This window comes from Citrobacter youngae (assembly GCF_003818115.1).
In the GTDB taxonomy this organism is placed as follows: Bacteria; Pseudomonadota; Gammaproteobacteria; order Enterobacterales; family Enterobacteriaceae; genus Citrobacter; species Citrobacter youngae.
This window is the reverse complement of sequence record NZ_RPOI01000016.1, coordinates 342,809-367,253: the sequence shown is the minus strand read 5'-3', so window position 1 is coordinate 367,253 and position 24,445 is coordinate 342,809. Positions and strand designations below refer to the sequence as shown.

At 52.1% G+C, this 24,445-nt stretch carries 21 protein-coding genes and 2 tRNA genes; 9 read left to right on the top strand and 14 right to left on the bottom strand.

Annotation, left to right across the window (positions count from 1 at the left end):
• Window positions 1–10 precede the first annotated feature (10 nt).
• The 4 genes from nagK to lolC are packed head-to-tail and all read right to left on the bottom strand — an operon-like array spanning window position 11 to window position 4,103.
• The gene (nagK, locus tag EHN13_RS14855) at window positions 11–922 is read right to left on the bottom strand and encodes an N-acetylglucosamine kinase (RefSeq protein WP_048211952.1); all 912 of its coding nucleotides are present in this window, start codon (window positions 920–922) and stop codon (window positions 11–13) included.
• A 43-nt stretch (window positions 923–965) separates the two neighbouring features.
• Window positions 966–2,210, bottom strand: a complete 1,245-nt coding sequence (gene lolE / locus EHN13_RS14850) for a lipoprotein-releasing ABC transporter permease subunit LolE (protein WP_003030804.1) — start codon at window positions 2,208–2,210, stop codon at window positions 966–968.
• Window positions 2,210–2,911 carry a lipoprotein-releasing ABC transporter ATP-binding protein LolD gene (lolD, locus tag EHN13_RS14845; RefSeq protein ID WP_003832278.1) on the bottom strand — a complete coding sequence of 234 codons (702 nt, stop codon included), beginning with the start codon at window positions 2,909–2,911 and terminating at the stop codon, window positions 2,210–2,212. The genes lolE and lolD overlap by 1 nt, the downstream gene beginning before the upstream one ends.
• Window positions 2,904–4,103: a lipoprotein-releasing ABC transporter permease subunit LolC gene (gene lolC / locus EHN13_RS14840; protein WP_003030806.1), complete on the bottom strand. Its 1,200-nt coding sequence runs from the start codon at window positions 4,101–4,103 to the stop codon at window positions 2,904–2,906. The genes lolD and lolC overlap by 8 nt, the downstream gene beginning before the upstream one ends.
• Before the next feature lie 261 nt (window positions 4,104–4,364).
• On the opposite strand from lolC, the gene EHN13_RS14835 reads away from it, so the two are divergent.
• The 3 genes from EHN13_RS14835 (at window position 4,365) to ldtC (ending at window position 10,108) form a co-directional block, all read left to right on the top strand.
• Window positions 4,365–5,429 carry an acyltransferase family protein gene (locus tag EHN13_RS14835; protein ID WP_101743170.1) on the top strand — a complete coding sequence of 355 codons (1,065 nt, stop codon included), beginning with the start codon at window positions 4,365–4,367 and terminating at the stop codon, window positions 5,427–5,429.
• Between the two features lie 119 nt (window positions 5,430–5,548).
• Entirely contained in the window at window positions 5,549–8,995 is a 3,447-nt protein-coding gene (gene mfd / locus EHN13_RS14830; protein WP_124021658.1) for a transcription-repair coupling factor, read from the top strand.
• Between the two features lie 147 nt (window positions 8,996–9,142).
• On the top strand, window positions 9,143–10,108 hold the full coding sequence (gene ldtC, locus EHN13_RS14825) for a L,D-transpeptidase LdtC (RefSeq protein ID WP_061067736.1): 966 nt from the start codon (window positions 9,143–9,145) through the stop codon (window positions 10,106–10,108).
• Between the two features lie 83 nt (window positions 10,109–10,191).
• On the opposite strand, the gene bhsA is transcribed toward ldtC, so the two are convergent.
• The gene (bhsA, locus tag EHN13_RS14820) at window positions 10,192–10,449 is read right to left on the bottom strand and encodes a multiple stress resistance protein BhsA (RefSeq protein WP_040231961.1); all 258 of its coding nucleotides are present in this window, start codon (window positions 10,447–10,449) and stop codon (window positions 10,192–10,194) included.
• Window positions 10,450–10,692: 243 nt separating this feature from the next.
• On the opposite strand from bhsA, the gene comR reads away from it, so the two are divergent.
• Together comR and EHN13_RS14810 are read left to right on the top strand one after the other, a co-directional pair.
• On the top strand, window positions 10,693–11,328 hold the full coding sequence (gene comR, locus EHN13_RS14815) for a TetR family copper-responsive transcriptional repressor ComR (RefSeq protein ID WP_061067735.1): 636 nt from the start codon (window positions 10,693–10,695) through the stop codon (window positions 11,326–11,328).
• A gap of 253 nt (window positions 11,329–11,581) precedes the next feature.
• Window positions 11,582–13,762: a TonB-dependent siderophore receptor gene (locus EHN13_RS14810; RefSeq protein ID WP_124021657.1), complete on the top strand. Its 2,181-nt coding sequence runs from the start codon at window positions 11,582–11,584 to the stop codon at window positions 13,760–13,762.
• Between the two features lie 56 nt (window positions 13,763–13,818).
• Here EHN13_RS14810 and EHN13_RS14805 read toward each other — a convergent pair whose 3' ends face one another.
• The 8 genes from EHN13_RS14805 to hinT all read right to left on the bottom strand — a co-directional run bounded on the left by EHN13_RS14805 (window position 13,819) and on the right by hinT (window position 19,864).
• Window positions 13,819–14,358, bottom strand: coding sequence for a glycine zipper 2TM domain-containing protein (locus tag EHN13_RS14805; protein WP_048211960.1), 540 nt, complete (start codon window positions 14,356–14,358; stop codon window positions 13,819–13,821).
• Window positions 14,359–14,526: 168 nt separating this feature from the next.
• Window positions 14,527–15,831, bottom strand: coding sequence for an NADH-quinone dehydrogenase (gene ndh / locus EHN13_RS14800; RefSeq protein ID WP_048211961.1), 1,305 nt, complete (start codon window positions 15,829–15,831; stop codon window positions 14,527–14,529).
• A gap of 236 nt (window positions 15,832–16,067) precedes the next feature.
• Window positions 16,068–16,610 carry an alpha/beta hydrolase YcfP gene (gene ycfP / locus EHN13_RS14795; RefSeq protein WP_061067733.1) on the bottom strand — a complete coding sequence of 181 codons (543 nt, stop codon included), beginning with the start codon at window positions 16,608–16,610 and terminating at the stop codon, window positions 16,068–16,070.
• Between the two features lie 21 nt (window positions 16,611–16,631).
• The gene (nagZ, locus tag EHN13_RS14790; RefSeq protein ID WP_124021656.1) at window positions 16,632–17,657 is read right to left on the bottom strand and encodes a beta-N-acetylhexosaminidase; all 1,026 of its coding nucleotides are present in this window, start codon (window positions 17,655–17,657) and stop codon (window positions 16,632–16,634) included.
• Between the two features lie 10 nt (window positions 17,658–17,667).
• The gene (gene thiK / locus EHN13_RS14785) at window positions 17,668–18,492 is read right to left on the bottom strand and encodes a thiamine kinase (protein ID WP_124021655.1); all 825 of its coding nucleotides are present in this window, start codon (window positions 18,490–18,492) and stop codon (window positions 17,668–17,670) included.
• Window positions 18,473–19,105 (bottom strand): penicillin-binding protein activator LpoB, encoded by a 633-nt coding sequence (gene lpoB, locus EHN13_RS14780; protein ID WP_048212601.1) that lies wholly within the window; start codon window positions 19,103–19,105, stop codon window positions 18,473–18,475. Before lpoB ends, thiK begins: the two co-directional genes overlap by 20 nt.
• 22 nt (window positions 19,106–19,127) lie before the next feature.
• Window positions 19,128–19,502, bottom strand: coding sequence for a YcfL family putative periplasmic lipoprotein (locus EHN13_RS14775; RefSeq protein WP_048211964.1), 375 nt, complete (start codon window positions 19,500–19,502; stop codon window positions 19,128–19,130).
• A 2-nt stretch (window positions 19,503–19,504) separates the two neighbouring features.
• On the bottom strand, window positions 19,505–19,864 hold the full coding sequence (hinT, locus tag EHN13_RS14770; protein WP_005121105.1) for a purine nucleoside phosphoramidase: 360 nt from the start codon (window positions 19,862–19,864) through the stop codon (window positions 19,505–19,507).
• A 348-nt stretch (window positions 19,865–20,212) separates the two neighbouring features.
• Between hinT and fhuE the strand changes: the two genes are divergently transcribed.
• Entirely contained in the window at window positions 20,213–22,399 is a 2,187-nt protein-coding gene (fhuE, locus tag EHN13_RS14765; protein WP_115602219.1) for a ferric-rhodotorulic acid/ferric-coprogen receptor FhuE, read from the top strand.
• 104 nt (window positions 22,400–22,503) lie between these two features.
• On the opposite strand, the gene EHN13_RS14760 is transcribed toward fhuE, so the two are convergent.
• Window positions 22,504–22,579: transfer RNA gene (locus EHN13_RS14760), tRNA-Asn, on the bottom strand.
• Window positions 22,580–22,585: 6 nt separating this feature from the next.
• Between EHN13_RS14760 and EHN13_RS24580 the strand changes: the two genes are divergently transcribed.
• The 3 genes from EHN13_RS24580 (at window position 22,586) to EHN13_RS14750 (ending at window position 24,402) form a co-directional block, all read left to right on the top strand.
• Entirely contained in the window at window positions 22,586–22,693 is a 108-nt protein-coding gene (locus EHN13_RS24580) for a DUF5951 family protein (RefSeq protein ID WP_353622658.1), read from the top strand.
• Between the two features lie 46 nt (window positions 22,694–22,739).
• Entirely contained in the window at window positions 22,740–24,227 is a 1,488-nt protein-coding gene (locus EHN13_RS14755; RefSeq protein ID WP_225807936.1) for an EmmdR/YeeO family multidrug/toxin efflux MATE transporter, read from the top strand.
• Window positions 24,228–24,326: 99 nt separating this feature from the next.
• Window positions 24,327–24,402, top strand: a tRNA-Asn gene (locus EHN13_RS14750).
• Window positions 24,403–24,445 lie beyond the last annotated feature (43 nt).

Below are 24,445 nucleotides of genomic sequence, written 5' to 3'. Positions count from 1 at the left end.
CCTCTTTGTATTAATCGGTAAGATGTAGGAAAGCGGCTCCGCGCATCCCACCCGCATCACCGTGTCGTGCCTGCTCAATACGCGGCACACGGGCAACGGGCAGCAAATGACGTGGCAGCCTGCCCGCCAGTTGCGTCGTAATAGCGGTAAAGTTCGACAAGCCACCGCCAATCACCACTAAATCTGGATCGACGATAGTCAGGATATTCCCCAGGCAAACGGCCAGCAAATCCAGATAACGCTCTACATGCGCATGCGCGTGCTCATCGCCTTGCTCCCAGAGGGTGATAATTTCACGGGCATCCAGAGGTTGATGGTAGTAATGCTGGTACAACCACGCAAATCCGCCACCGGAAAGATAACTTTCGATGCACCCCAGTTGACCACATCCGCAACGACGCAGCGGGAAATCAAATCCCATCAACGTCAACGCATCAACAGGCAAACGGATATGACCGAACTCGCCGGTAATATAGCTACGTCCAGTGATAGACTTTCCGTTAAGCACCAGGCCACCACCGACACCGGTGCCGAGGATTAAGCCCATCACTAACGGATACTGGGTGAACTCATCGTCCCAGGCTTCGGAGAGTGCAAAACAGTTGGCGTCATTATCCAGACGCACATCACGATCCAGTCGTGCGCTGAGATCGGCCCGCAGCGGTTTGCCACTGGCAGCAGGAACGTTGGCTGCATACAGCGTACCGTCCTCCGTTTCCGGCATACCAGGAATGCCGATGCCAACCGAACCTTTAATGCCAAACCGCTGGTCTGCTTCCTGCACCAAATTGCACACCGCATCAAGGAAAGCGTCATAACTGTCACGCGGCGTAGGGACGCGCGTTTCCCATTGCAAACGACGTTGATTATCGAATACGCCTAACGCAATTTTAGTCCCACCGATGTCAAATCCGTAATACATCACCGCTCCTTGATGCAGCATGAATGCTTTAGTGTATATATTGTTATTGGCCGCTAAGTACTCTCGCAGGATCAATATTGCTGGCGCGACGCGCCGGATACCAACTCGCCAAAAGACTCAGCACTAATGCTGTCACCAGCACGTAAATCACATCCAGCCAGTGTAATTCCGATGGCAGGAAGTCAATGAAATAGATATCGCCGGAGAGGAACTGATGGCCGATAAGCGCCTCAATACCATTGATGATCGGTGTGAGCTGTAGAGAAACAACAACACCAATAACCACACCTATCAGGCTACCGAACAGACCCGCCAGCAGTCCATACCAGACGAAGATGGCGCGGATCAGTCCGTCTTTCGCCCCCAGCGTTCTTAATACCGCAATATCGCCGCTTTTGTCTTTTACCGCCATCACTAACGTGGAAACGATATTAAAGCAGGCTACGCCAATCACCAGCACCATCGCCAGATACATAATGGCGCGGATCATCTGGATATCGCGATACATATAGCCGTAAGTACCGATCCAACTCTTAATATAAACATAGTTATTGGTCACTTCGCCCGCGTCCCGCACCAGCTTATTGGCGTTAAACACGTCGTTAACTTTCAGGGCAATCCCGGAAACGCTGGTTCCCATATCCAGATATTGCTGCGCATCTTCCATTGGGATCATGGCAAAGCTGTGATCGAGCTGACCGCTCAGTTGCAAAATTCCCGTCACGTGCAAACGCACGCGTTTAGGCTGCTGTAACTTATGATCCGCGCTGGCGTTAGGGATCATAATCGACACCCAGTCGCCCTGCTTCACCTTCAGCGCATCGGCAATACCCTTACCAATGATGATTTGTTGCTCACCGGCTTTAAAATTATCCCAGGCGTGGTTTTGCACGAAGGAAGGCAGCGCGCTTAAACGCTGTTCCTGTTTCGGGTCAACGCCCTTCACCTGCACCGCGCGCAAGTTCGCCCCGCTCTCTACCAGTCCGGTGAAATTGATATAAGGCGCCGCAGCGACAATACCCGGCACTTTTTGTACTTTGTCGAGTGCTTCCTGCCAGTTGTTCCACGGCTGATTTACCGCTTCAATCTCACCGTGCGGAACCACGGCCAGAATACGGTTGTTCAACTCTCGCTCAAATCCGTTCATGGCGCTTAGACCGACGATCAACACCGCCACGCCCAACGCAATACCGACGGTAGAAATCACGGAAATCAGCGACACCATGCCACCGCGCCGCCGACCGCGGCTAAAGCGCAGACCGATCAATAATGATAAAGGCGATGCCATTACTCGGCCCCCATCAGGCTCAGTTCAGCCGTCAGGCGACCATCGCGCATTTCAAGCTGGCGGCTCATGCGCTTCGCCAGTTGTAGATCGTGCGTCACCACCAGAAATGCCGTGCCCTGAGAGCGGTTCAGCTCACCCAGCAGTTCGAAAATGCTGTCCGCGTTTCGCGCATCAAGGTTACCCGTTGGCTCGTCTGCCAGTACCAGGCGCGGGTTATTCACCAGCGCACGGGCAATCGCCACACGTTGACGCTCGCCGCCTGAAAGTTCGGACGGACGGTGGCTGGCACGGTGATCCAGCCCTACGGCTTTCAGCATGTCACGTGCGCGCTCGGTAATTTCAGCCGGCTTCTTCTTGCCAATCAGTAGCGGCATCGCCACGTTTTCCAGCGCGGTAAAGTCTGGCAACAAATGGTGGAACTGGTAAATAAAACCCAGCTTCTGATTGCGCAGTTCCGCTTTCGCCGCCGACGAGAGCTTGCTCATTGGCTGACCGCTAAAAATGACGTCACCGGAAGTCGGTGTATCCAGCCCGCCGAGCAGATGAAGCAGTGTACTTTTGCCGGAGCCTGAGCTGCCGACAATCGCCATCATCTCACCCTCGCCGACGCAAAAACTGACATCGTGCAGAACATCAGTCTGCACCGTGCCTTCCTGATAGCGTTTGCACAGGTTGTCGCATTGCAACAGGATCTTATTCATAACGTAAAGCCTCAGCGGGTTGAGTGGCGGCAGCGCGCCAGGAAGGATAAAGCGTAGACAGCAGCGCGATGGCCATCGCCACCAGCGCAATGACGATCACCTGCAGCGGCTCAATAGCAACCGGCAACGCGGCACCGTCCAGCAGCACGCCGATAATCGGCATCAGGTTGTTCAGTTGGCTGGCAAGCAATGCGCCCAGCACCGCGCCCAGCAGCGCGCCGATAATTCCGGCACTGGCCCCCTGAACCATAAACACCATCATGATTTGCCGCGGCGTTAGCCCCTGCGTTTGTAGAATCGCCACTTCCCCTTGCTTCTCCATTACCATCAGACCCAACGAGGTAATAATATTAAAAGCCGCAACTGCCACGATCAGGCTAAGCAGCAGCCCCATCATGTTTTTCTCCATGCGCACGGCCTGGAACAGTTCCCCTTTGCGCTCGCGCCAGTCCTGCCATTTGGTGCCCTGCGGCAGCGTTTGCTGGCTCAGCGTATCAACTTTTAACGGTTCGTTCAGCCACAGACGCCAGCCGGTAATATTGCCCACCGGATAGCGCATCAGGCGGGAAGCATCCTGAATGTTGGTCAGCATCTGGTAGCCGTCGACTTCGCTGTTGGCGGCGAAGGTGCCAATCACCGTAAACAGACGCTGGCTCGGCAGGCGTCCCATCGGGGTAAACTGACTGGCAGAAGGCACCATCACGCGAATTTGATCGCCGCGATTGACGCCCAACTGCCCGGCAAGCTGCTCACCGAGGATGACATTATACTTACCCGGCTGCAGATCTGTTTGCTTCACATTGACCAGATACGGCGTGAGAGGATCTTTTTGCGCCGGGTCGATGCCCAGCATCACGCCGACCGCCACGCTACGCGCACTTTGCAGCACCACATCCCCCGTAGTTATCGGTGCGACGCGGTTGACGCCGTTCAACACCACGGCTTTTTCCGGCAGTTGCTGCGGGTTCAGAGAACCCTGTTCAGACGAGAGAACGGCCTGAGGCATCAGGCCAAGGATATTGTTTTGCAGCTCGCGCTCGAAACCGTTCATCACCGACAACACCGTGACCAGCGCCATTACCCCGAGGGTAATGCCAATGGTGGAGAGCCAGGAAACGAAGCGACCGAAGCGATCTGCTGCACGCCCACGCATATAACGCAGGCCAATGAATAGAGCGACAGGTTGGTACATGAAATCCGTCTGGTTGCTGTTAGCAAAGTCACAAGTATATAAGCGAAAGCGGAATGGGTAAATGACTGAACCGTAAGTGTTCGTCAGCACTTGTCCTAAAAGTATAAATAAATCAATCCGCTAAAGTTGTCCCTCTTTTCTTAAGTCCAGATCCCTGATCTTTATCTTAAAAAAACAAAATGCAGACAGTTACGCATTACAGCCCACCGCGAGTTGCGCAGGATGGCAGGCTATAGCAATCAATATGGATACACCGTCTCGATGATTAAAAAAGAACTATGGATTAACCAGATCAAAGGGTTATGTATTTGTCTGGTGGTAATTTATCACTCGGTAATCACGTTTTACCCGCACCTCACTACTTTTCAGCATCCGCTTTCAGAGATACTGAGCAAATGCTGGATTTACCTGAACTTGTACCTTGCGCCGTTTCGCATGCCGGTGTTTTTCTTTATTTCGGGGTATCTGATCCGTCGCTATATCGATAGCGTCACGTGGACCACCTGCCTGGATAAACGAATCTGGAGCATCGCCTGGGTGTTGGTGCTTTGGGGTGTGGTACAATGGCTGGCGTTAGTCGCGCTCAATAACTGGCTGGCCCCGCAGCGCGATCTGAACCATACCGCCAACGCCGCCTATGCCGATTCGATCAGTGATTTTACCCACGGGATGCTCACCGCCAGCACCAGCTTGTGGTATCTGTACGCACTGATTGTTTATTTTGTTTTGTGTAAGCTTTTCAGCCGCTGGGCGGCGCCATTGTTGGCGTTATTTGTCGTGTTGAGCGTGGCGATCAATTATGTCCCGACGCCGTGGTGGGGAATGAACAGCGTCATTCGTAACCTGCCATACTACAGCCTCGGCGCGTGGTTTGGTGCAACGCTGATGGCATGGATCAAAGAGGTTCCCCTGCGCCGCCATTCTGTGCTTTTTCTGGTTAGTACAATCGTCGCCGCCGTTGCATGGCTGGCAAATGTTTCACTATTACTTTCTCTTCTTTCCATTGTGCTGATCATGAAGCTGTTTTATCAATTTGAGCTGCGCTTTGGTATGCGTGAGTCCGGCCCGTTAAGCGTGATTGGCGCCAATACCATCGCCATCTACACCACCCACCGTATTCTGGTTGAGCTGTTCAGCTTAACGCTAATCCCCAAAATCAATCATGCCGCCTGGCCTGCATATGCAGAGCTGGCCCTGCTACTGGTGTACCCGTTTGCCTGCTTACTGCTGTGTACGCTGGTCGGACTATTGGTACGAAAAATTTCACAAAAAACCGTTGCCGATCTGCTCTTCTCCCCGCCGTCTTTCTCCACCGTTTCCCGCTAAACCTTACGCGCTTTTTGCCCCCCTTCGGGGGCGAATCAATTTGCTTATGAGAAACGATCACGGATAATAAAGAAACATTGCTTATCAGACGTATATCCAAACGAGATCCTGACAACCGAATGCCTGAACAACATCGTTACACGCTTCCAGCAAAAGCTGGCGATCAGCGCCAGTTGGGTGAACTTACCGGTGCCGCCTGCGCGACGCTGGTCGCCGAAATCGCTGAACATCACGCGGGGCCAGTGGTGCTGATCGCGCCGGACATGCAAAATGCACTGCGTTTGCATGATGAAATTCGTCAGTTTACCGACCAGATGGTGATGAATCTGGCTGACTGGGAAACACTGCCCTATGACAGTTTTTCCCCACATCAGGAAATTATCTCCTCGCGACTCTCCACGTTGTATCAACTGCCTGCGATGCAACGCGGTGTGCTGATCGTACCGGTCAACACGTTGATGCAGCGCGTCTGCCCGCACAGCTATCTACACGGTCATGCACTGGTGATGAAAAAGGGTCAGCGCCTGTCGCGTGATGCCCTGCGTGAGCAACTGGACAGCGCCGGTTATCGCCATGTTGATCAGGTTATGGAGCACGGTGAATACGCTACACGCGGTGCGTTGTTGGACTTATTCCCAATGGGCAGTGAACTGCCTTATCGCCTTGATTTTTTTGATGACGAAATCGACAGCCTGCGTCTGTTTGATACCGACACCCAGCGCACGCTGGAAGAAGTCGATGCCATTAATTTGCTTCCCGCGCACGAATTCCCGACTGACAAAACGGCCATCGAACTATTCCGTAGTCAGTGGCGCGATACCTTTGAGGTTAAACGCGACGCCGAACATATTTATCAGCAGGTCAGCAAAGGCACGTTACCTGCGGGTATTGAATACTGGCAGCCGCTATTTTTCAGCGAGCCGTTGCCGCCGTTGTTCAGCTACTTCCCGGCCAATACGCTGCTGGTGAATACCGGTGATATCGAGACCAGCGCTGAGCGCTTCCAGGCCGATACCCTGTCACGTTTTGAGAATCGCGGCGTTGATCCGATGCGCCCGCTTCTGCCACCTGAATCACTGTGGCTGCGGGTGGATGAGCTGTTTTCTGAACTGAAACGCTGGCCGCGCGTTCAGCTAAAAACCGAGAGTCTGGCGAACAAAGCTGCGAATACTAACCTCGGGTTCCAGAAGCTGCCGGATATCGCCGTGCAGGCGCAGCAAAAATCACCGTTAGATGCGTTACGTAAATTCCTTGAGGGCTTTACCGGTCCGGTAATTTTCTCAGTGGAAAGTGAAGGTCGCCGGGAAGCGCTTGGCGAACTTCTGGCTCGCATCAAAGTTGCGCCGAAGCGGATATTGCGTCTTGATGAAGCCGCAGACAATGGTCGTTATTTGATGATTGGTGCAGCCGAGCATGGCTTCATCAATAGCAAACGCAATCTGGCGCTGATTTGTGAAAGCGATCTGCTGGGTGAACGCGTGGCGCGCCGCCGCCAGGATTCTCGTCGTACCATCAACCCGGATACGTTAATTCGTAACCTCGCGGAGCTGCATCCGGGGCAACCCGTCGTGCACCTTGAGCACGGCGTGGGTCGCTATGCCGGTATGACCACGCTGGAAGCGGGCGGCATTACTGGCGAATACCTGATGCTCACCTACGCCAACGACGCCAAACTGTACGTGCCGGTGTCGTCACTGCATCTGATCAGTCGCTATGCGGGCGGTGCAGAAGAGAATGCGCCGCTGCATAAACTGGGCGGCGATGCCTGGTCGCGCGCCCGGCAGAAAGCCGCCGAGAAGGTACGTGACGTCGCGGCGGAGTTGCTGGATATTTACGCCCAGCGTGCGGCGAAAGAAGGCTTTGCCTTTAAGCATGACCGCGAGCAGTACCAGCTGTTTTGCGACAGCTTCCCGTTTGAAACCACGCCTGACCAGGCGCAGGCGATTAACGCGGTACTCAGCGATATGTGTCAGCCGCTGGCCATGGACCGCCTGGTGTGTGGCGATGTCGGCTTCGGTAAAACCGAAGTGGCGATGCGCGCCGCCTTCCTCGCCGTAGAGAATCACAAGCAGGTTGCCGTGCTGGTGCCGACCACCCTGCTCGCCCAGCAGCACTTCGACAACTTCCGCGATCGTTTTGCCAACTGGCCCGTGCGCATTGAGATGCTGTCCCGTTTTCGTAGCGCCAAAGAGCAAGCGCAGATTCTGGAGCAGGTTGCCGAAGGTAAAATCGATATTCTCATCGGCACGCACAAACTGCTGCAAAGCGATGTGAAACTCAAAGATTTGGGTCTGCTGATTGTCGATGAAGAGCACCGCTTCGGTGTCCGTCACAAAGAGCGTATTAAAGCAATGCGCGCCGATGTCGATATTCTGACGCTGACCGCAACCCCGATCCCGCGTACGCTCAATATGGCGATGAGCGGCATGCGCGATCTGTCGATCATCGCCACACCGCCCGCTCGTCGTCTGGCGGTCAAAACCTTCGTACGCGAATACGATAGCCTGGTGGTACGCGAAGCTATCCTGCGTGAAGTGCTGCGCGGCGGGCAGGTCTACTATCTGTTCAACGATGTTGAAAACATCCAGAAAACCGCTGACAGGCTGGCAGAGCTGGTACCGGAAGCGCGAATCGGGATTGGACACGGGCAAATGCGCGAACGCGAGCTGGAACGCGTGATGAACGATTTCCACCATCAGCGCTTCAACGTGCTGGTGTGTACCACCATCATCGAAACCGGGATCGACATTCCAACCGCTAACACCATTATTATCGAGCGCGCTGACCATTTCGGGTTGGCACAATTGCACCAGCTACGCGGCCGCGTGGGACGCTCACACCATCAGGCCTATGCCTGGCTGTTGACGCCGCATCCAAAAGCGATGACCACCGATGCACAAAAACGCCTTGAGGCAATTGCATCACTGGAAGATTTGGGTGCAGGTTTTGCGCTAGCCACTCACGACCTCGAAATTCGCGGCGCGGGGGAACTGCTGGGCGAAGATCAGAGCGGTTCGATGGAAACCATCGGCTTCTCACTATACATGGAACTGCTGGAGAACGCGGTTGACGCGCTAAAAGAGGGACGCGAACCGTCACTCGAAGATCTCACCAACCAGCAAACTGAAGTCGAGTTGCGGATGCCGTCACTATTGCCAGATGACTACATCCCCGATGTGAATACGCGACTGTCGTTCTACAAGCGCATTGCCAGTGCGAAAGGCGAAAACGAGCTGGAAGAAATTAAGGTCGAGCTGATAGACCGTTTTGGTTTATTGCCTGACCCGGCCCGTACGTTGCTGGATATTGCCCGTTTGCGCCAGCAAGCGCAAAAACTGGGTATCAGAAAGCTAGAAGGCAATGAAAAAGGCGGGACGATTGAGTTTGCCGAGAAGAACCACGTCAACCCGGTGTGGCTGATTGGCTTACTGCAAAAGCAACCGCAACACTTCCGTCTGGATGGCCCAACCAGGCTGAAGTTCATGCAAGATTTAGCTGAGCGTAAAACCCGTATCGACTGGGTACGTCAGTTTATGCGTCAACTGGAAGAAAACGCCATAGCATAGCGTTCCGGCCGGGTGAGCACGGTGCTTGCCCGGCCGATGAATTTACAAACTCTTTGCACTTCCCTGCACTTCCCGACACAGCAAACCGCCATAATTCCTGTTTACTTTTACATAATAAAAACCACGTAAAAACAATGGATTTAGGTGATGTTAAACAATAAACGACTCTCTCGCTGGCTAACGCTTTTTACGCTCGCGGCGACCGTCGCATTAGCGCTCCCGGCTCAAGCGAATACCTGGCCGCTCCCGCCGCCAGGCAGCAAACTGGTGGGCGAAAATGCCACTCACGTTGTCGAAAACAACGGCGGATCGCTGGAAGCCATTGCGAAAAAATACAACGTCGGCTTTTTAGCGCTGCTGCAGGCTAACCCCGGCGTCGATCCATACGTACCTCGCCCGGGCAGTGTTTTAACCATCCCATTGCAAACTCTGCTACCGGATGCCCCACGCGAAGGGATTGTCATTAACCTCGCCGAACTGCGTCTTTACTATTACCAGCCAGGGACAAAATCGGTGACCGTGTATCCCATTGGCATTGGCCAGTTAGGCGGCGACACCCTGACGCCAACAATGGTCACCACCATCTCTGATAAGCGTGCTAACCCGACCTGGACACCAACAGCGAATATCCGCGCACGGTATAAAGCCAATGGTATCGACCTCCCTGCCGTAGTACCTGCCGGGCCGGATAACCCGATGGGCCATCATGCAATCCGCTTAGCGGCTTACGGCGGTGTGTATTTGCTGCATGGAACCAACGCGGATTTTGGCATCGGTATGCGTGTTAGTTCCGGGTGTATTCGCCTGCGTGACGGTGATATTGAAACCTTATTCCGTCAGGTTACGCCGGGAACCAAAGTGAACATCATCAACACGCCGATTAAAGCCTCCGTTGAACCTAACGGTATGCGCCTGGTTGAAGTACACCAACCGCTGTCAGAAAAGATTAATGACGACCCGCAGTTACTGCCAATCGTGTTGAATTCATCAATGCAGAACTTTAAAAATGCGGCACAAACAGACGCAGCGGTGATGGAGCATGCAATGGAGCTACGTTCAGGCATGCCTGTAGACGTGACGCGCCATCACGATGCTCCTGCACAAACGCTGTAAATTCAGGCCATAAAAAAACCCCGCCGGTTTGTTCCCGCGGGGTTTTTTATTGAATTCGCAGTGGCATTGCGAGGGCTTACAACTTATTTATAGATAACTGCAGTCCCGTGAAGGGTGTTAGGACCGGTAACAGAAGTAATACGGAATGACTTCGCCCCCATTTCATCTGCTTTCTGTGCCAGTTGATCTTCCAGAGAACCTAAATTAGTCCCGGCGTTGGCGGAGATAATACCGACTTTCTGTTGGCCTGCAGGTGTAGCCTGAACTTCAACAGCGGCAAAGCTTGCAAATGAAAGTGAGCTCAGGACAGCAGCGACAAAAAGAGTTTTTACGTTTTTCATGATAGTGACCTTTAGCAGGTGAATGTGTGCCGTAAGCGATTAACTTAACGATCGATAGATAAATCATAGATGTGATCCAGGTCACACGTCAACATTTTTTTATAACGATTGTTATTTAAAGTACAAAGGTCTTATTTTTCATATCAATAGCATTGAATTATTTTTATCTTGAATGCACTGGAGTGTCTGCGCGATTATTTTTATAATGGTTATTCAATAAACCCAACAAGGTACAACGGCACCATGACAACTGAAACGACAGGTTGTGCAAAAAAAAGCCGTGGCCGACCAAAAGTGTTCGACAGGGAAGCCGCGCTTGATAAGGCCATGACACTCTTCTGGCAGCACGGATATGAAGCGACATCGCTCGCCGATCTCGTAGAAGCAACCGGGGCAAAAGCGCCTACGCTGTATGCAGAATTTACCAATAAGGAAGGACTGTTTCGTGCCGTGCTGGACCGCTATATCAGTCGCTTCGCGGCAAAACACGAAGCCCAACTGTTTTGTGAAGAAAAAAGCCTCGAATCTGCACTTGAGGACTATTTCACCGCCATAGCGACCTGCTTCACCAGTAAAGACACGCCTGCGGGATGTTTCATGATTAACACATCCGCTACGCTGGCCGCCTCCTCCCGGGACATTGCGCACACGGTTAAATCCCGTCACGCCATGCAGGAACAGACGCTGGCTCAGTTTCTGCATCAACGACAGGAAAAGGGTGAAATACCGGCACACTGCGATGTACAAAAGTTGGCTGAATATCTGAACTGTATTTTGCAGGGTATGTCGATCAGCGCCCGCGAAGGAGCCTCGTTCGAAAAACTGATGCAGATCGCGCACACCACATTACGATTGTGGCCTGAACTGATTAAAGATTAACCATTCCCACACTACCCACGTCTTAATGTCATCACCGGGAGCTTACGCTGCTCCTGGTGGAAACGGCACATCTTAACCCCTACATTCTTTATTGTTTTCATTGGGTTAATGCATTTATTTTGTAAAATACATTGATAATGTCAATCATTATCAGCAATATTCGCATTTGTTTTAATACCCGTTTCATAATGTAACGATCGGTTTCCATGCCGTAAAAATAAAAACAGGCCAACAAATTTTATAAGGAATACAAATGAATAAGCATCTCTGGGTGCTCAATCCTCTGTTACTGTCTTTAACCCTACCGGCAATGGCGGCAGAAGAAGAAGATCTCATCGTCAGCGCCAACCGGAGCCAACGCACCGTGGCAGAAATGGCGCAAACGACATGGGTTATCGAAGGCAGAGAGATTGAACAGCAGGTTCAGGGGGGGAAAGAGTTTAAAGATGTTCTGGCTCAGTTGATCCCCGGAATCGACGTTAGCAGCCAGGGACGGACCAACTACGGGATGAACATGCGTGGTCGCGCCATCGTTGTGCTTATTGACGGTGTTCGTCTCAACTCTTCCCGCACCGACAGCCGCCAGCTCGACTCCATTGATCCGTTTAATATTGCACACATTGAAGTTATCTCTGGGGCAACATCACTGTATGGCGGCGGAAGTACCGGTGGTTTGATCAACATCGTCACCAAAAAAGGTCAGCCTGAGCGTGAAGTTGAACTCGAGCTGGGCAGCAAAAGCGGTTTCAACAACAGTAACGATCATGACGAGCGTGTTGCCGCCGCAGTGAGCGGAGGAACCGACCGCGCATCCGGACGCATGTCTGTCGCTTATCAACGGTTTGGGGGGTGGTATGATGCCAACCACGACGCCTTAATGCTCGATAATACCCAAACCGGTCTGCAGCATTCCGATCGCCTGGATCTGATGGGTACCGGGACGATTGAGCTTGATGACAACCGCCAGTTGCAGCTGGTTACGCAGTACTACAAAAGCCAGGGAGATGACGACTACGGACTGGATCTCGGCAAGAACATGTCTGCCGTGACGGGAACCGGCAACGCTCATACCAGCAGCGGTCTCAATTCCGACCGTATCCCCGGCACGGAACGGCATCTGATCAGTCTGCAATATTCCGATGCCAATTTCTTCGGCCAGAATCTGGTCAGCCAGATCTATTACCGTGACGAATCACTTAAATTCTATCCCTTCCCTACGCTGAGCAAAGGTAAGGTCACCAGTTTCTCCGCATCACAGCAGGATACTGACCAGTTTGGTGCCAAAATCACCCTCAACAGCCAGCTGATGGAAAACTGGGAACTGACATGGGGTATCGACGCCGATCACGAAACATTCGATTCCAATCAAGAATTCTTCGATCTGGCTTATTCCCTCCCCTCTGGCGGTATGGATAACCGAACGGCCTACACCACCGGGCGCTATCCCGGTTACAGCATCACCAACTTCGCGCCTTTCCTGCAAAACAGCTACGACATTAATGACATCTTTACGCTCAGCGGCGGTATCCGCTACCAGTGGACTGAAAACCGCGTTGATGATTTTGTCGGCTATACGCAACAACAAGGCATCGCAACGGGTCTGGCGAACTCTGCTGATAGTATCCCGGGTGGCAAAGCAGACTATGATAACTTCCTGTTTAACGCGGGCATCCTCGCACACCTGACCGATCGCCAGCAGACCTGGTTCAACTTCTCTCAAGGTGTGGAACTTCCCGACCCCGGAAAATACTACGGCAACGGTACCTACTCGCTGGTTGGCGATCATTATCAGCTCCAGCGCAGTGTTAACGTAGCGGATTCACGTCTGGAAGGCATTAAAGTTAACTCTTACGAACTGGGGTGGCGCTACACCGGCGATAACCTGCGTACACAGCTCGCCGCTTACTATTCCACGTCTGATAAATCGATCGTCGTTAACCGCAACGATATGACCATTAATGTACAACCCGACGATCGCCGCATTTATGGCCTTGAAGGCGCGGTAGATTATTTCATTGCGGATACGGACTGGAGCTTGGGCGGCAACTTCAATGTCATTAAATCGGAAGTGAAACAGAACGGTAAATGGCAAAAATGGGATGTGACTCTGGCCTCACCGTCCAAAGCAACCGCGTGGGTCGGCTGGGCACCAGAACCGTGGACATTGCGCGTACAGAGCCAGCAAACATTTGATCTGACCGACGCCAGTGGCAACAAGCTGGATGGGTACAATACGATGGACTTTATCGGCAGCTATCAGCTCCCGCTGGGTAAACTGACCTTTAGCGTTGAGAACCTGCTGAATGAAGAGTACACCACCCTATGGGGACAGCGTGCACCGTTACTCTACAGCCCGACTTATGGCAGTCCATCCTTGTATGAATACAAAGGTCGGGGTCGCACCTTTGGTTTGAACTATGCCTTAACCTTCTGATAAAAAAAGCCCCCCAGCCTGAGCGATGGGGGGCTAATATTCATGATAACGCTATTTTACGCCTTGTTATTCAGAACCAACTGGCCGTTGTTATCCAGCGGAATTTGCGTACCGGGATCTTTATCCATGCGGATTTTGCCCTGCTGATCGCCAATTTTATACGTTACGTCGTAGCCCAGCATTTTTTCTGATTTGTCATACACTGTTTTACAACGTTGTTGTGTGGTTGTGTACGTATCGTTTTCCTGCATTGACCCCTGAATCTGGTTACCTGCATAACCGCCACCTAGCGCACCAGCAACGGTCGCAATGTCTTTGCCGCGGCCACCACCAAACTGATGACCAATTACGCCCCCGGCAACCGCACCCAGCACGGAACCGGCAATACGGTTTTCATCCTGTACAGGTTTACGGTGAGTAACCGTTACGTTACGACATTCCTGGCGCGGTGTTTTTACCGTTTCTTTAATCGGTGTTGCAGAGACGACTTGTGCAAACTGTGGGCCACGCTCAAAAACGTTTAGACTGGCCACCGCTGCCACACCCAGCGCAGCAGCTACGCCAATCCCTATACCCGCCAACATTGATTTATTCACGGGACTTCCTCCTTTTTTGCTATTAGCAACAACTTTGCAACAGAAGGTAAATAATGCCAATCAGATTACGGATGAAAATCGCGGAGAAAGGGGGTAAAGCAGCATGATTCAGAGAACTCTGAAAGAAAGTGCCGGATGAAGCATTCCATCCGGCATTATAAGCCAGTATTAGTGCAGTTTAAGACGCGGACGAATCACCCGGTTAATGCTGCCAACCAACATCATCAGGCCGGTTTTGAAGTAACCATGCAGCGCAATCTGGTGCATACGGTACAGTGAAATGTAGACAAAGCGTGCAATACGCCCTTCCACCATCATTGAGCCACGCGTCAGGTTGCCCATCAGACTGCCCACGGTAGAGAAGTTGGAGAGAGAAACCAGAGAACCGTGATCTTTATACTGATACGCTTTTAGCGGTTTACCGTTCATCTGCGCCAGAATGTTGTTCATCGCGCAGGATGCCATCTGGTGCGCAGCCTGGGCACGCGGCGGCACAAAACCCCCTTCCGGACGCGCGCAGGAAGCACAGTCACCAATCGCATAGATGTCCGGATCACGCGACGTCTGCAGGGTTGGTTCAACCACCAGTTGGTTGATACGGTTGGTTTCCAGACCACCAATCTCTTTCATAAAGTCTGGCGCTTTGATACCTGCTGCCCACACCATCAGATCAGCTTTGATGTACTCGCCATCTTTGGTATGCAACCCACCTTCGTCAGCGCTGGTGACCATCGTCTGAGTCAGTACACGTACGCCCAGCTTGGTTAACTCGTTATGCGCGGCGCTGGAAATACGCGGCGGCAACGCTGGCAAAATACGTTCACCGGCTTCCACCAGTGTGACGTTCAGCGCTTCGTTGGTCAGCCCTTTATAACCATAGCTGTGCAACTGTTTTACCGCATTGTGCAGCTCAGCGGAGAGTTCTACCCCCGTTGCACCACCGCCGACGATAGCGATATTCACTTTGCCGTTCGCGCCCAGGTTTGCAGAATATTTCAGGAACAGATTCAGCATTTCCTGGTGGAAGCGACGCGCCTGGTGCGGGTTATCGAGGAAAATACAGTTCTCTTTGACGCCCGGCGTGTTGAAATCGTTGGACGTACTGCCCAGTGCCATCACCAGCGTGTCATATGGCACTTTACGCTCAGGGACCAGCAGATCGCCTTTCTCGTCTCGCAGCTCAGCAATCGTGATGGTTTTCGCTTCACGATCGATATCCATCACCGAACCCAGCTGGAACTGGAACCCATGGTTACGGGCATGCGCCAGATAGCTCAGCGCATCAACACCTTCATCCAGCGATCCTGTTGCTACTTCGTGCAGCAACGGTTTCCACAGGTGGCTGTGGTTTCTGTCTACCAGCGTGATTTTTGCCTTTTTCTTACGACCCAGTTTTTTACCCAACTGCGTCGCCATTTCCAGTCCGCCAGCACCGCCGCCGACAATCACGATCCTTTTCAATGGTGTAGTCAACGTGACCCCCTCAAATTTATTAACCAATTGTTAATTAAAAGTTATGTATATAGCCTTTAATTAACAACAAGTTACGATATTGAAAATGTTCCTCGAGACTGAGAATAACACGAACGGTGCATTGGTCATACCAAAATTGATGTGCATCAAGTTTTGATGTTGAAAAGATAGACAACCCAGACTTTTAGGACAAAAAAACCAGCCCGAAGGCTGGTTTTTTAAACGCTCAGTAAAGATTAACCTAACGTCTTGAACGCTTTGATTCGCTGCAAATGCGGGGAGATGTTTTTGAATTTATGGGTTTGTTCTTCATCCCATACAATTTCATAGTAATGATGCAGCTCCTCCGATGAACGCTGGCTGTTCAAGGCTTCATCATGGCGTGACAGAATAACCAGGCAGCGATCGCGATTTTTCTCGCGGAAGTTGGTCACACATTTTGTGGCGATATCAGCATACTCTTCCGGCCTGTCGATTTTCCCTTCCATATTCTCATACGGGAACAGGTTAGGGTTAAACACCACCTGACGAATATCACACAGGAAACCAATTCGTTCTGCCCAATATCCCCCGAGCCCGACGCCACAAATCAGCGGTCGGTCGTCGACATTAAGCTGCAGCATTTTGTCCACTTCTTTCAGCAGATGCTGCATATCATGTTTAGGATGCCGCGTACTGTAGCTAATCAGCCTGACATCCGGGTCAATAAATTGCAGTTGCAATACTTTCTCGTGGTTGCCCGGACTGTTAGAGTCAAAACCGTGTAAATAGATAATCATCGCATCCTCGCCAAACGTGCGTTAATGACCTGCTTTCTCTTCCTGCCAGCGCTCATGAAGCTGGTTGAGCTGGGCGCTTACCGTCTTCCAGCGTGCCGAGTCCATCAGTTCCTGACGTGAAAATGAACCTTTATGATACAAACGTGTAACACGTTCTGCATTGATCGGCGACAGATTATCTAACACACTGACCGCTCCCTTACGATTATTGCAGACCAGGATCATATCGCAACCTGCATCCAGCGATGCCTGTCCACGCTGGGCGTAGCTCCCCATAATCGCCGCACCTTCCATCGACAAATCGTCGGAGAAAATCACGCCGTCAAAACCCAGCTCCTGACGCAGTACCGTTTTTAACCAGTGTGGCGAGCCGCTCGCCGGGCGCGGGTCCACATCACTGTAGATGACGTGCGCAGGCATAATGGCATCCAGTTTGTTTTCAGTGATTAACGTCTGGAATACCGACATATCTTTCGCGCGGATCTCGGCTTCTGAACGCGGATCGGTTGGCGTTTCTTTATGCGAATCCGCCGTCACTGCACCATGTCCGGGGAAGTGTTTACCGGTCGTTTTCATTCCGGCCGCATGCATGCCATCAATAAAGCGGGTTGCCATCGCTAACGCTTTTTGCGGATCGGCATGGTAAGAGCGCTCGCCGATTGCTGCGCTGATATGCCCCACATCCAGAACGGGCGCGAAGCTAATATCAATATCCATCGCGATCATTTCACTGGCCATCAGCCATCCAGCTTCCTGAGCCAGTTTGCCCCCCTCTTCCAGCCCATGCAGTGCAGCAAAAGATTGCGCCGCGGGCAGACGGGTAAAACCTTCACGAAAGCGCTGGACGCGCCCCCCTTCCTGATCCACTGCCACCACCAGATGATTACGCGATGCCGCGCGGATCTGGCGCACTAATTCACGCAACTGCTCCGGGTCATGATAATTTCGGGTAAAGAGGATCAACCCACCTACCAGCGGATGCGCCAGAATCTCACGCTCTTCAGCGTCCAGCTCATACCCTTCGACATCCAACATTACTGGGCCCACACTGCTCTCCTTATCCTTTCATTGTTAGCTGCCGCCAGGTTTCATCGGCCAGCCTGATAAATTGTCGATCGCCGGTTTGTTGCCAGCGATACTCAAACCACCCCGCCTTCAGCATCATTATCCAGATTTGCCATCGCCTGACCTGTCGCCAGAGCGCATCTTGCTCAATATGCGCTCGTTGGCCGTAGGCGCTAACCAGCCGTTGGTGCTGGGACTCATCGCTGACCCATACCGCCGCCAGTTCCAGCGCGATATCACCGTCGCCGGCATATTCCCAGTCAATCAGCCGCAGCCCTGAGTCTGTACGTACGATGTTGTCGCCGTGGACATCCATATGCAGCGGCCCCAGGCGCAAAGGTCGAGGCTCACCGCTTTTTCTTAGCCGCTTCAGGGCGCGCAACCAGCATGACGTACGACGTGCTGGATCGCTACACTGCCAGTACTGCTCGAGTAGCGGCAGCAGGCTGATTCGCCAGCCGAATCGGGGCTGCTGGTGCAGATGATACAATAAGCCAGCGAGTTCGTCGGCGTCCGGTAATCTGGATTCTACCTTACCGTGAAAAAAGTCGACGACCATCCATCCGCGCGTATAAAAGCGAGGACGCGGCGCAAGACTTTCTGGCAAATGCTTTAACGCATGATAGTGGCGTAAGAAATGCGATTCTGGCGCGTAAGGATCGTGATGACAGCGCAACACTAAACGGTGGGCTTGATGTTCGATGATGCAGCTCCCGCCGCTTAGGCCGCTCTGGCTGGCTGCGACGGGATGATACTGCGGGAAATAGCGCGACAGAACTTCATCGCGCGTCAGTTTGTTATTGTTGCTGAACAGCACCTTTACCTGACCAGATTATCTCGCCAGTTTGTACCAGCATTAATTGCATTTGCAGCGCAGGTGAATTGACGTTACCGGAAGCGCTGGAATAGAGCACATACTGCGCGCCAACGTTACGGGCAATACCAATCGCTTTGCTGCGTGTTCCCAGGCTGTCGTTAGGCGACAGACCTAACTGCTGCTTGGCTACTGCCAACTGCTGCGCAGAAACCAGGGTAAATTTACCATTATTCGCCAGCGCATTTCGCAAAGTCTCGGTGGCTTCACCCGCGTTTAACGAGCCGTTGGTACGGTTATTTACGCTATCAACCAGCAGAACGCCCCCTGCTTTCACACCCTCAGCTTGCAGCATTTTGCCGACCATCGGCTGCATTGCCCCGTTCCAGTCATAATGACGCTGACGTGGGGTTGGCTGCGCCGTTTGGTCCTCGTGTTCAATCGGACCCGGCTGCTGCGGTATGGTTGGCACCGTTGGCACTACCGGCACCGGCTGTTGCGGCTGCACGGGTTGTTCCGGTACTGGCTTCACTTCCTCTACCGGCGCGGGCTCACGTTGAGCCACACAACCAGAGAGAAACATCGCCAGCGCGGCAATCAATGCGTAGCGATTCATTTTGATCTTCAAGATTCACCCCTTACAAATAAAGATAAAGCCTAACCTTGTGCGCCCCCAGATAATTGGCGCTGCCGTACAGCGTTACCGACGAACGAGCCGGGATAGTCATGCTGCGTGGCGCTTCCAGAGGGTGCATCTCCAGCCCTCTGGCGTCATACCAGTAAAACCGATAATGAACGGTAACGGGTTCTTGTCTTTCGTTATAGAGTCGTGAGGATGCTGAGGCCTGAATATCAGACGTTGTTAATTCAGGCGGCTCTGCGGTGATACCCGCCGCCAGTACTGTTGATTCCATCACCAGAGACTGTTCATCACTGACCGGAATTTCCGGGTGTGAACGGCAGCCAGCCAGCAACAGCAGACCCAACGTAAGCGCAATGCATCCTCTGGTCATTTTTAAAGACCTTTATGCGCGAGCATTGGACCAAGCGCACGTCCACCCAGCAGATGCATATGAATGTGATACACCTCCTGACCGCCGTGACGGTTGGTATTCATAATCAAACGGTATCCATCTTCGGCAATGCCTTCCTGCTCAGCGATTTTCGCCGCCACTGTGATCATTCGTCCCAGCGCCTGCTCATGCTCTGCCGTCACATCGTTGACGGTTGGGATTAAAACGTTCGGGATGATCAGAATATGCGTTGGTGCCTGAGGTGAAATATCACGAAACGCAGTGACCAGTTCATCCTGGTATACGATGTCCGACGGAATTTCACGACGAATAATTTTGCTGAATATAGTTTCTTCTGCCACGACGTTTTCCTTTTTCATTAAGAGCCCATGCGTTGTGCCATGCTACGCCGGGTGACTCTGCGAGTATAGAGTATGAGCGAGTTACTCACGCTCTTTCAACTTTAACCCTCGATTTTTTAAGCAAAAAGCCCTGCCAGCGCTGTTCTTATAACCATTTCCCGGCGCTATCGCTCAGACATAGTACTGAAACAATATTTCATTTATGCGTAGCATTTGTTTACACATTGAATATGAATGCGTATATTTCGCATTTGCATTCTCATGAAAGAAAAATAATTAACAGCCAAAGGGTTCATTACGCAGTCACGTGATTCGAACTTAATATTAATAATTATCAAGGACTTTCCGATGTCTTTCACAACACACTACAGGGACGAACAGCATCGTTCTGCCATTGTCCCATCCCTCCTGGCAGCCTGTATTACGGCTGCGTTATTGCCTTGTACCAGCCTCGCCGCCTCCGCAGAAGAGACCGTGATCGTTGATGGTTCAGCCTCCGCCACATCCAGTGATGAGCAGGATTACAGCGTTAAATCGACATCCGCAGGCACAAAAATGCAGATGACACAGCGAGATATCCCGCAATCTGTCAGCATCGTCAGCCAACAGCGTATGGAAGATCAGCAACTCCAGACACTGGGCGATGTGATGGATAACACCCTGGGGATCAGTAAAAGCCAGGCGGACTCTGATCGCAGCAGCTATTTCTCTCGCGGATTCCAGATCGATAACTACATGGTCGATGGGATCCCGACCTATTTTGAATCCCGCTGGAACCTCGGCGATGCCCTTTCTGACACGGCCTTGTTTGAACGTATAGAGGTGGTTCGTGGTGCAAACGGGTTAATGACCGGCACGGGGAATCCTTCGGCATCAATTAACATGATCCGTAAACATGCAACCAGCCGCGAGTTCACGGGGAATGTCTCCGCGGAATACGGCAGTTGGAATAAGCAACGCTATGTGACGGATTTGCAAAGCCCATTGACGGCAGACGGCAACGTGCGTGCCCGCATCGTGGCGGGTTATCAAAATAACGATTCCTGGCTTGACCGTTACAACAATGAAAAAATGTTTTTCTCGGGGATTGTCGATGCCGATCTGGGCGACACCACCAGCCTGTCAGCAGGTTACGAATACCAGCGTATTGATATCAACAGTCCAACCTGGGGCGGCTTGCCGCGCTGGAATACCGATGGCAGCAAAAACAGCTACGACCGCTCGCGCAGCACCGCGCCGGACTGGACTTACAATGACAAAGACATCAACAAAGTCTTCGTGTCACTCAAACAGCGTTTCGCGGATACCTGGCAAACAACCCTGAATGCCACACATTCCGAGGTCAAGTTCGACAGCAAGATGATGTACGTCGACGCTTACGTTAATAAAGCTGACGGCACACTGATCGGTCCCTATGGCAACTATGGACCGGGCTATGATTACGTGGGTGGAACAGGCTGGAATAGCGGCAAGCGTAAAGTCGATGCCGTCGATCTCTTTGCCGATGGTGGCTACGACCTGTTTGGTCGTCAGCATAACCTGATGCTGGGCGGCAGTTACAGCAAGCAAAATAACCGTTATGAGAGCTCGTGGGCGAACGTTTTCCCCAACGAAATCGGCAGCTTCTATACCTACAATGGTAACTTCCCGGAAACCAACTGGAACCCGCAGTCATTGGCTCAGGACGATACCACGCACATGAAATCGCTGTACGCCGCGACACGCATTTCTCTGGCCGACCCATTGCATTTGATCGTCGGCGCGCGCTATACCAACTGGCGTATCGACACCTTGACCTACAGCATGGAACAAAACCACACCACGCCCTATGCGGGTCTGGTTTATGACATCGATGATAACTGGTCCACATACGCCAGCTATACCTCTATCTTCCAGCCGCAGAACAAACGCGACAGTTCCGGTAAATATCTCTCCCCGATTACCGGCAACAACTACGAGGTTGGTCTGAAATCAGACTGGATGAACAGCCGTTTAACCACCACCCTCGCCGTATTCCGCATTGAGCAGGATAACGTGGCGCAATCAACCGGCGTACCAATCGCCGGTAGCAATGGGGATACGGCCTTTAAAGCGATGGATGGAACGGTCAGCAAAGGCGTTGAATTCGAAGTGAACGGTGCGATCACGGATAACTGGCAGATGACTTTCGGCGCAACGCGGTACGTTGCGGATGACAACGACGGCAATGCCGTCAATCCGAACCTGCCGCGTACTACAGTAAAACTGTTCACCCGTTATAACCTGCCTGCCCTGCCGGCACTGACCGTGGGGGGCGGAGTTAACTGGCAGAATCGAGTGTATAGCGATACCGTGACGCCATACGGCACGTTCCGTGCAGAACAGGGAAGCTACGCGTTGGTGGATTTATTCACTCGCTACCAGGTAACGAAGAATTTCGCCCTCCAGGGCAATATCAATAACCTGTTCGATAAAACCTACGATACCAATGTCGAAGGCTCTATCGTCTATGGTGAGCCGCGTAACGTCAGCCTCACTGCCAGCTACCAGTTCTGATAATACCCAGTCTGTAAAGTATCCACCTGCATGTCGGGTGGATTTACTGAAAAGCTAAAAAGCAAAAAGCCCGCTCAAGTTTCCTTAAGCGGGCTTCTTAAATATGGCTCCTCTGACTGGACTCGAACCAGTGACATACGGATTAACAGTCCGCCGTTCTACCGACTGAACTACAGAGGAATCGTTGTGGAGGCTTATCTTAGCGGCGAAAAAACTTTTGTCAAACCCCAATTCCTACATTGGGGATCAATTGGTGCTTCTCTCGACAGTTTGTTGCATTTACAGACATTTTAAATGGAAAAAACTTTGCAGCTTTTTTGATTCTCCCTCATCATTTGAAATGAGGTTTCAACTTTCTTCATTAAGGTCCACTTTGAACGTCTCCGCAGCCTTACGCCAGGTCGCATCCCGCACGCCCTGGTATGCCAAACGCAAGCGTTATAAAGTTCTCTTTTGGCGCGAAATTACCCCGCTTGCTGTCCCCATTTTTCTGGAAAACACCTGTGTACTCTTGATGGGAGTACTGAGCACCTTCCTGGTGAGCTGGTTGGGTAAAGAAGCTATGGCAGGCGTCGGACTCGCCGACAGCTTCAACATGGTCATCATGGCATTTTTCGCCGCCATCGACCTTGGCACGACGGTGGTGGTTGCTTTTAGTCTCGGAAAGCGCGATCGCCGACGCGCCAGAGCCGCAGCCAGACAATCACTGGTTATCATGACGATATTTGCTGTCGTACTGGCGGCGGTGATTCACTATTTCGGTGAGCAGATTATTGATGTCGTTGCAGGAGAAGCCACCCCTGATGTAAAAGCACTGGCACTTACCTATCTGGAATTAACAGTGCTCAGCTACCCTGCTGCGGCAATTGCGTTAATTGGCAGCGGCGCACTGCGCGGTGCCGGAAATACCAAAATACCGTTATTGATTAACGGTGGTATGAATATCCTGAACATTATTATCAGTAGCATCCTGATCTACGGCATTTTTTCCTGGCAAGGGCTGGGATTCGTCGGCGCAGGTCTGGGGTTGACGATTTCACGTTACATTGGTGCCATCGCCATTATATGGGTGCTGATGATTGGATTTAACCCAGCGCTGCGCATTCCCCTGAAGAGCTATTTTAAACCGCTGAATCTTGCCATCATCTGGGAAGTCATGGGGATTGGTATTCCTGCCAGTATAGAGTCAGTCCTGTTTAACGGTGGCAAGTTACTTACGCAGATGTTTGTTTCGGGTATGGGTACCAGCGTAATTGCCGGTAACTTCATTGCCTTTTCGATAGCGGCACTGATCAACCTGCCGGGAAACGCTTTAGGTTCCGCGTCTACTATCATTACCGGCAGACGTCTGGGAAATGGACAGATTGCTCAGGCGGAAATCCAGTTGCGGCATGTATTCTGGCTCTCCACAATCGGATTAACCGCCATCGCCTGGCTAACCGCCCCGTTTGCTGGCGTGATGGCTTCGTTTTACACCCACGATCAGGATGTAAAAGAGGTCATTGTCATCCTGATTTGGCTGAACGCGGCATTTATGCCGATATGGGCAGCATCATGGGTTCTTCCTGCTGGATTTAAAGGTGCACGTGACGCCCGTTTCGCTATGTGGGTCTCCATGTTGGGGATGTGGGGCTGTCGTGTTGTCGCCGGCTACACCCTCGGGATCGTATTAGGATGGGGTGTCGTTGGCGTCTGGATGGGGATGTTCTTCGACTGGGCAGTACGGGCCGCGTTATTTTACTGGCGAATGGTCACAGGCCGTTGGCTGTGGAAATACCCACGTTCTGAACGTGAAAAGTGTATAAAACAACCGTCTACGTCTGAATAAACGACGAAATGAAGAATATTTCAGCAAACGATCGCGAATATCCATTCAGGCTTTGACAACGCAGACAGGCATCGCTAATATTCGCCCCGTTCACACGATTCCTCTGTAGTTCAGTCGGTAGAACGGCGGACTGTTAATCCGTATGTCACTGGTTCGAGTCCAGTCAGAGGAGCCATATTTAAGAAGCCCGCTTAAGGAAACTTGAGCGGGCTTTTTGT

Coding starts and splice junctions, on each gene's coding strand:
- EHN13_RS14835 (WP_101743170.1), top strand. CDS start 4,365: ATGATTAAAAAAGAACTATGGATTAACCAGATCAAAGGGTTATGTATT.
- EHN13_RS14775 (WP_048211964.1), bottom strand. CDS start 19,502: ATGACCAGAGGATGCATTGCGCTTACGTTGGGTCTGCTGTTGCTGGCT.
- comR (WP_061067735.1), top strand. CDS start 10,693: ATGACAACTGAAACGACAGGTTGTGCAAAAAAAAGCCGTGGCCGACCA.
- fhuE (WP_115602219.1), top strand. CDS start 20,213: ATGTCTTTCACAACACACTACAGGGACGAACAGCATCGTTCTGCCATT.
- bhsA (WP_040231961.1), bottom strand. CDS start 10,449: ATGAAAAACGTAAAAACTCTTTTTGTCGCTGCTGTCCTGAGCTCACTT.
- ldtC (WP_061067736.1), top strand. CDS start 9,143: ATGTTAAACAATAAACGACTCTCTCGCTGGCTAACGCTTTTTACGCTC.
- EHN13_RS14755 (WP_225807936.1), top strand. CDS start 22,740: ATGAGGTTTCAACTTTCTTCATTAAGGTCCACTTTGAACGTCTCCGCA.
- EHN13_RS14810 (WP_124021657.1), top strand. CDS start 11,582: ATGAATAAGCATCTCTGGGTGCTCAATCCTCTGTTACTGTCTTTAACC.
- lolD (WP_003832278.1), bottom strand. CDS start 2,911: ATGAATAAGATCCTGTTGCAATGCGACAACCTGTGCAAACGCTATCAG.
- ycfP (WP_061067733.1), bottom strand. CDS start 16,610: ATGATTATCTATTTACACGGTTTTGACTCTAACAGTCCGGGCAACCAC.
- lolC (WP_003030806.1), bottom strand. CDS start 4,103: ATGTACCAACCTGTCGCTCTATTCATTGGCCTGCGTTATATGCGTGGG.
- lpoB (WP_048212601.1), bottom strand. CDS start 19,105: ATGAATCGCTACGCATTGATTGCCGCGCTGGCGATGTTTCTCTCTGGT.
- nagK (WP_048211952.1), bottom strand. CDS start 922: ATGTATTACGGATTTGACATCGGTGGGACTAAAATTGCGTTAGGCGTA.
- mfd (WP_124021658.1), top strand. CDS start 5,549: ATGCCTGAACAACATCGTTACACGCTTCCAGCAAAAGCTGGCGATCAG.
- lolE (WP_003030804.1), bottom strand. CDS start 2,210: ATGGCATCGCCTTTATCATTATTGATCGGTCTGCGCTTTAGCCGCGGT.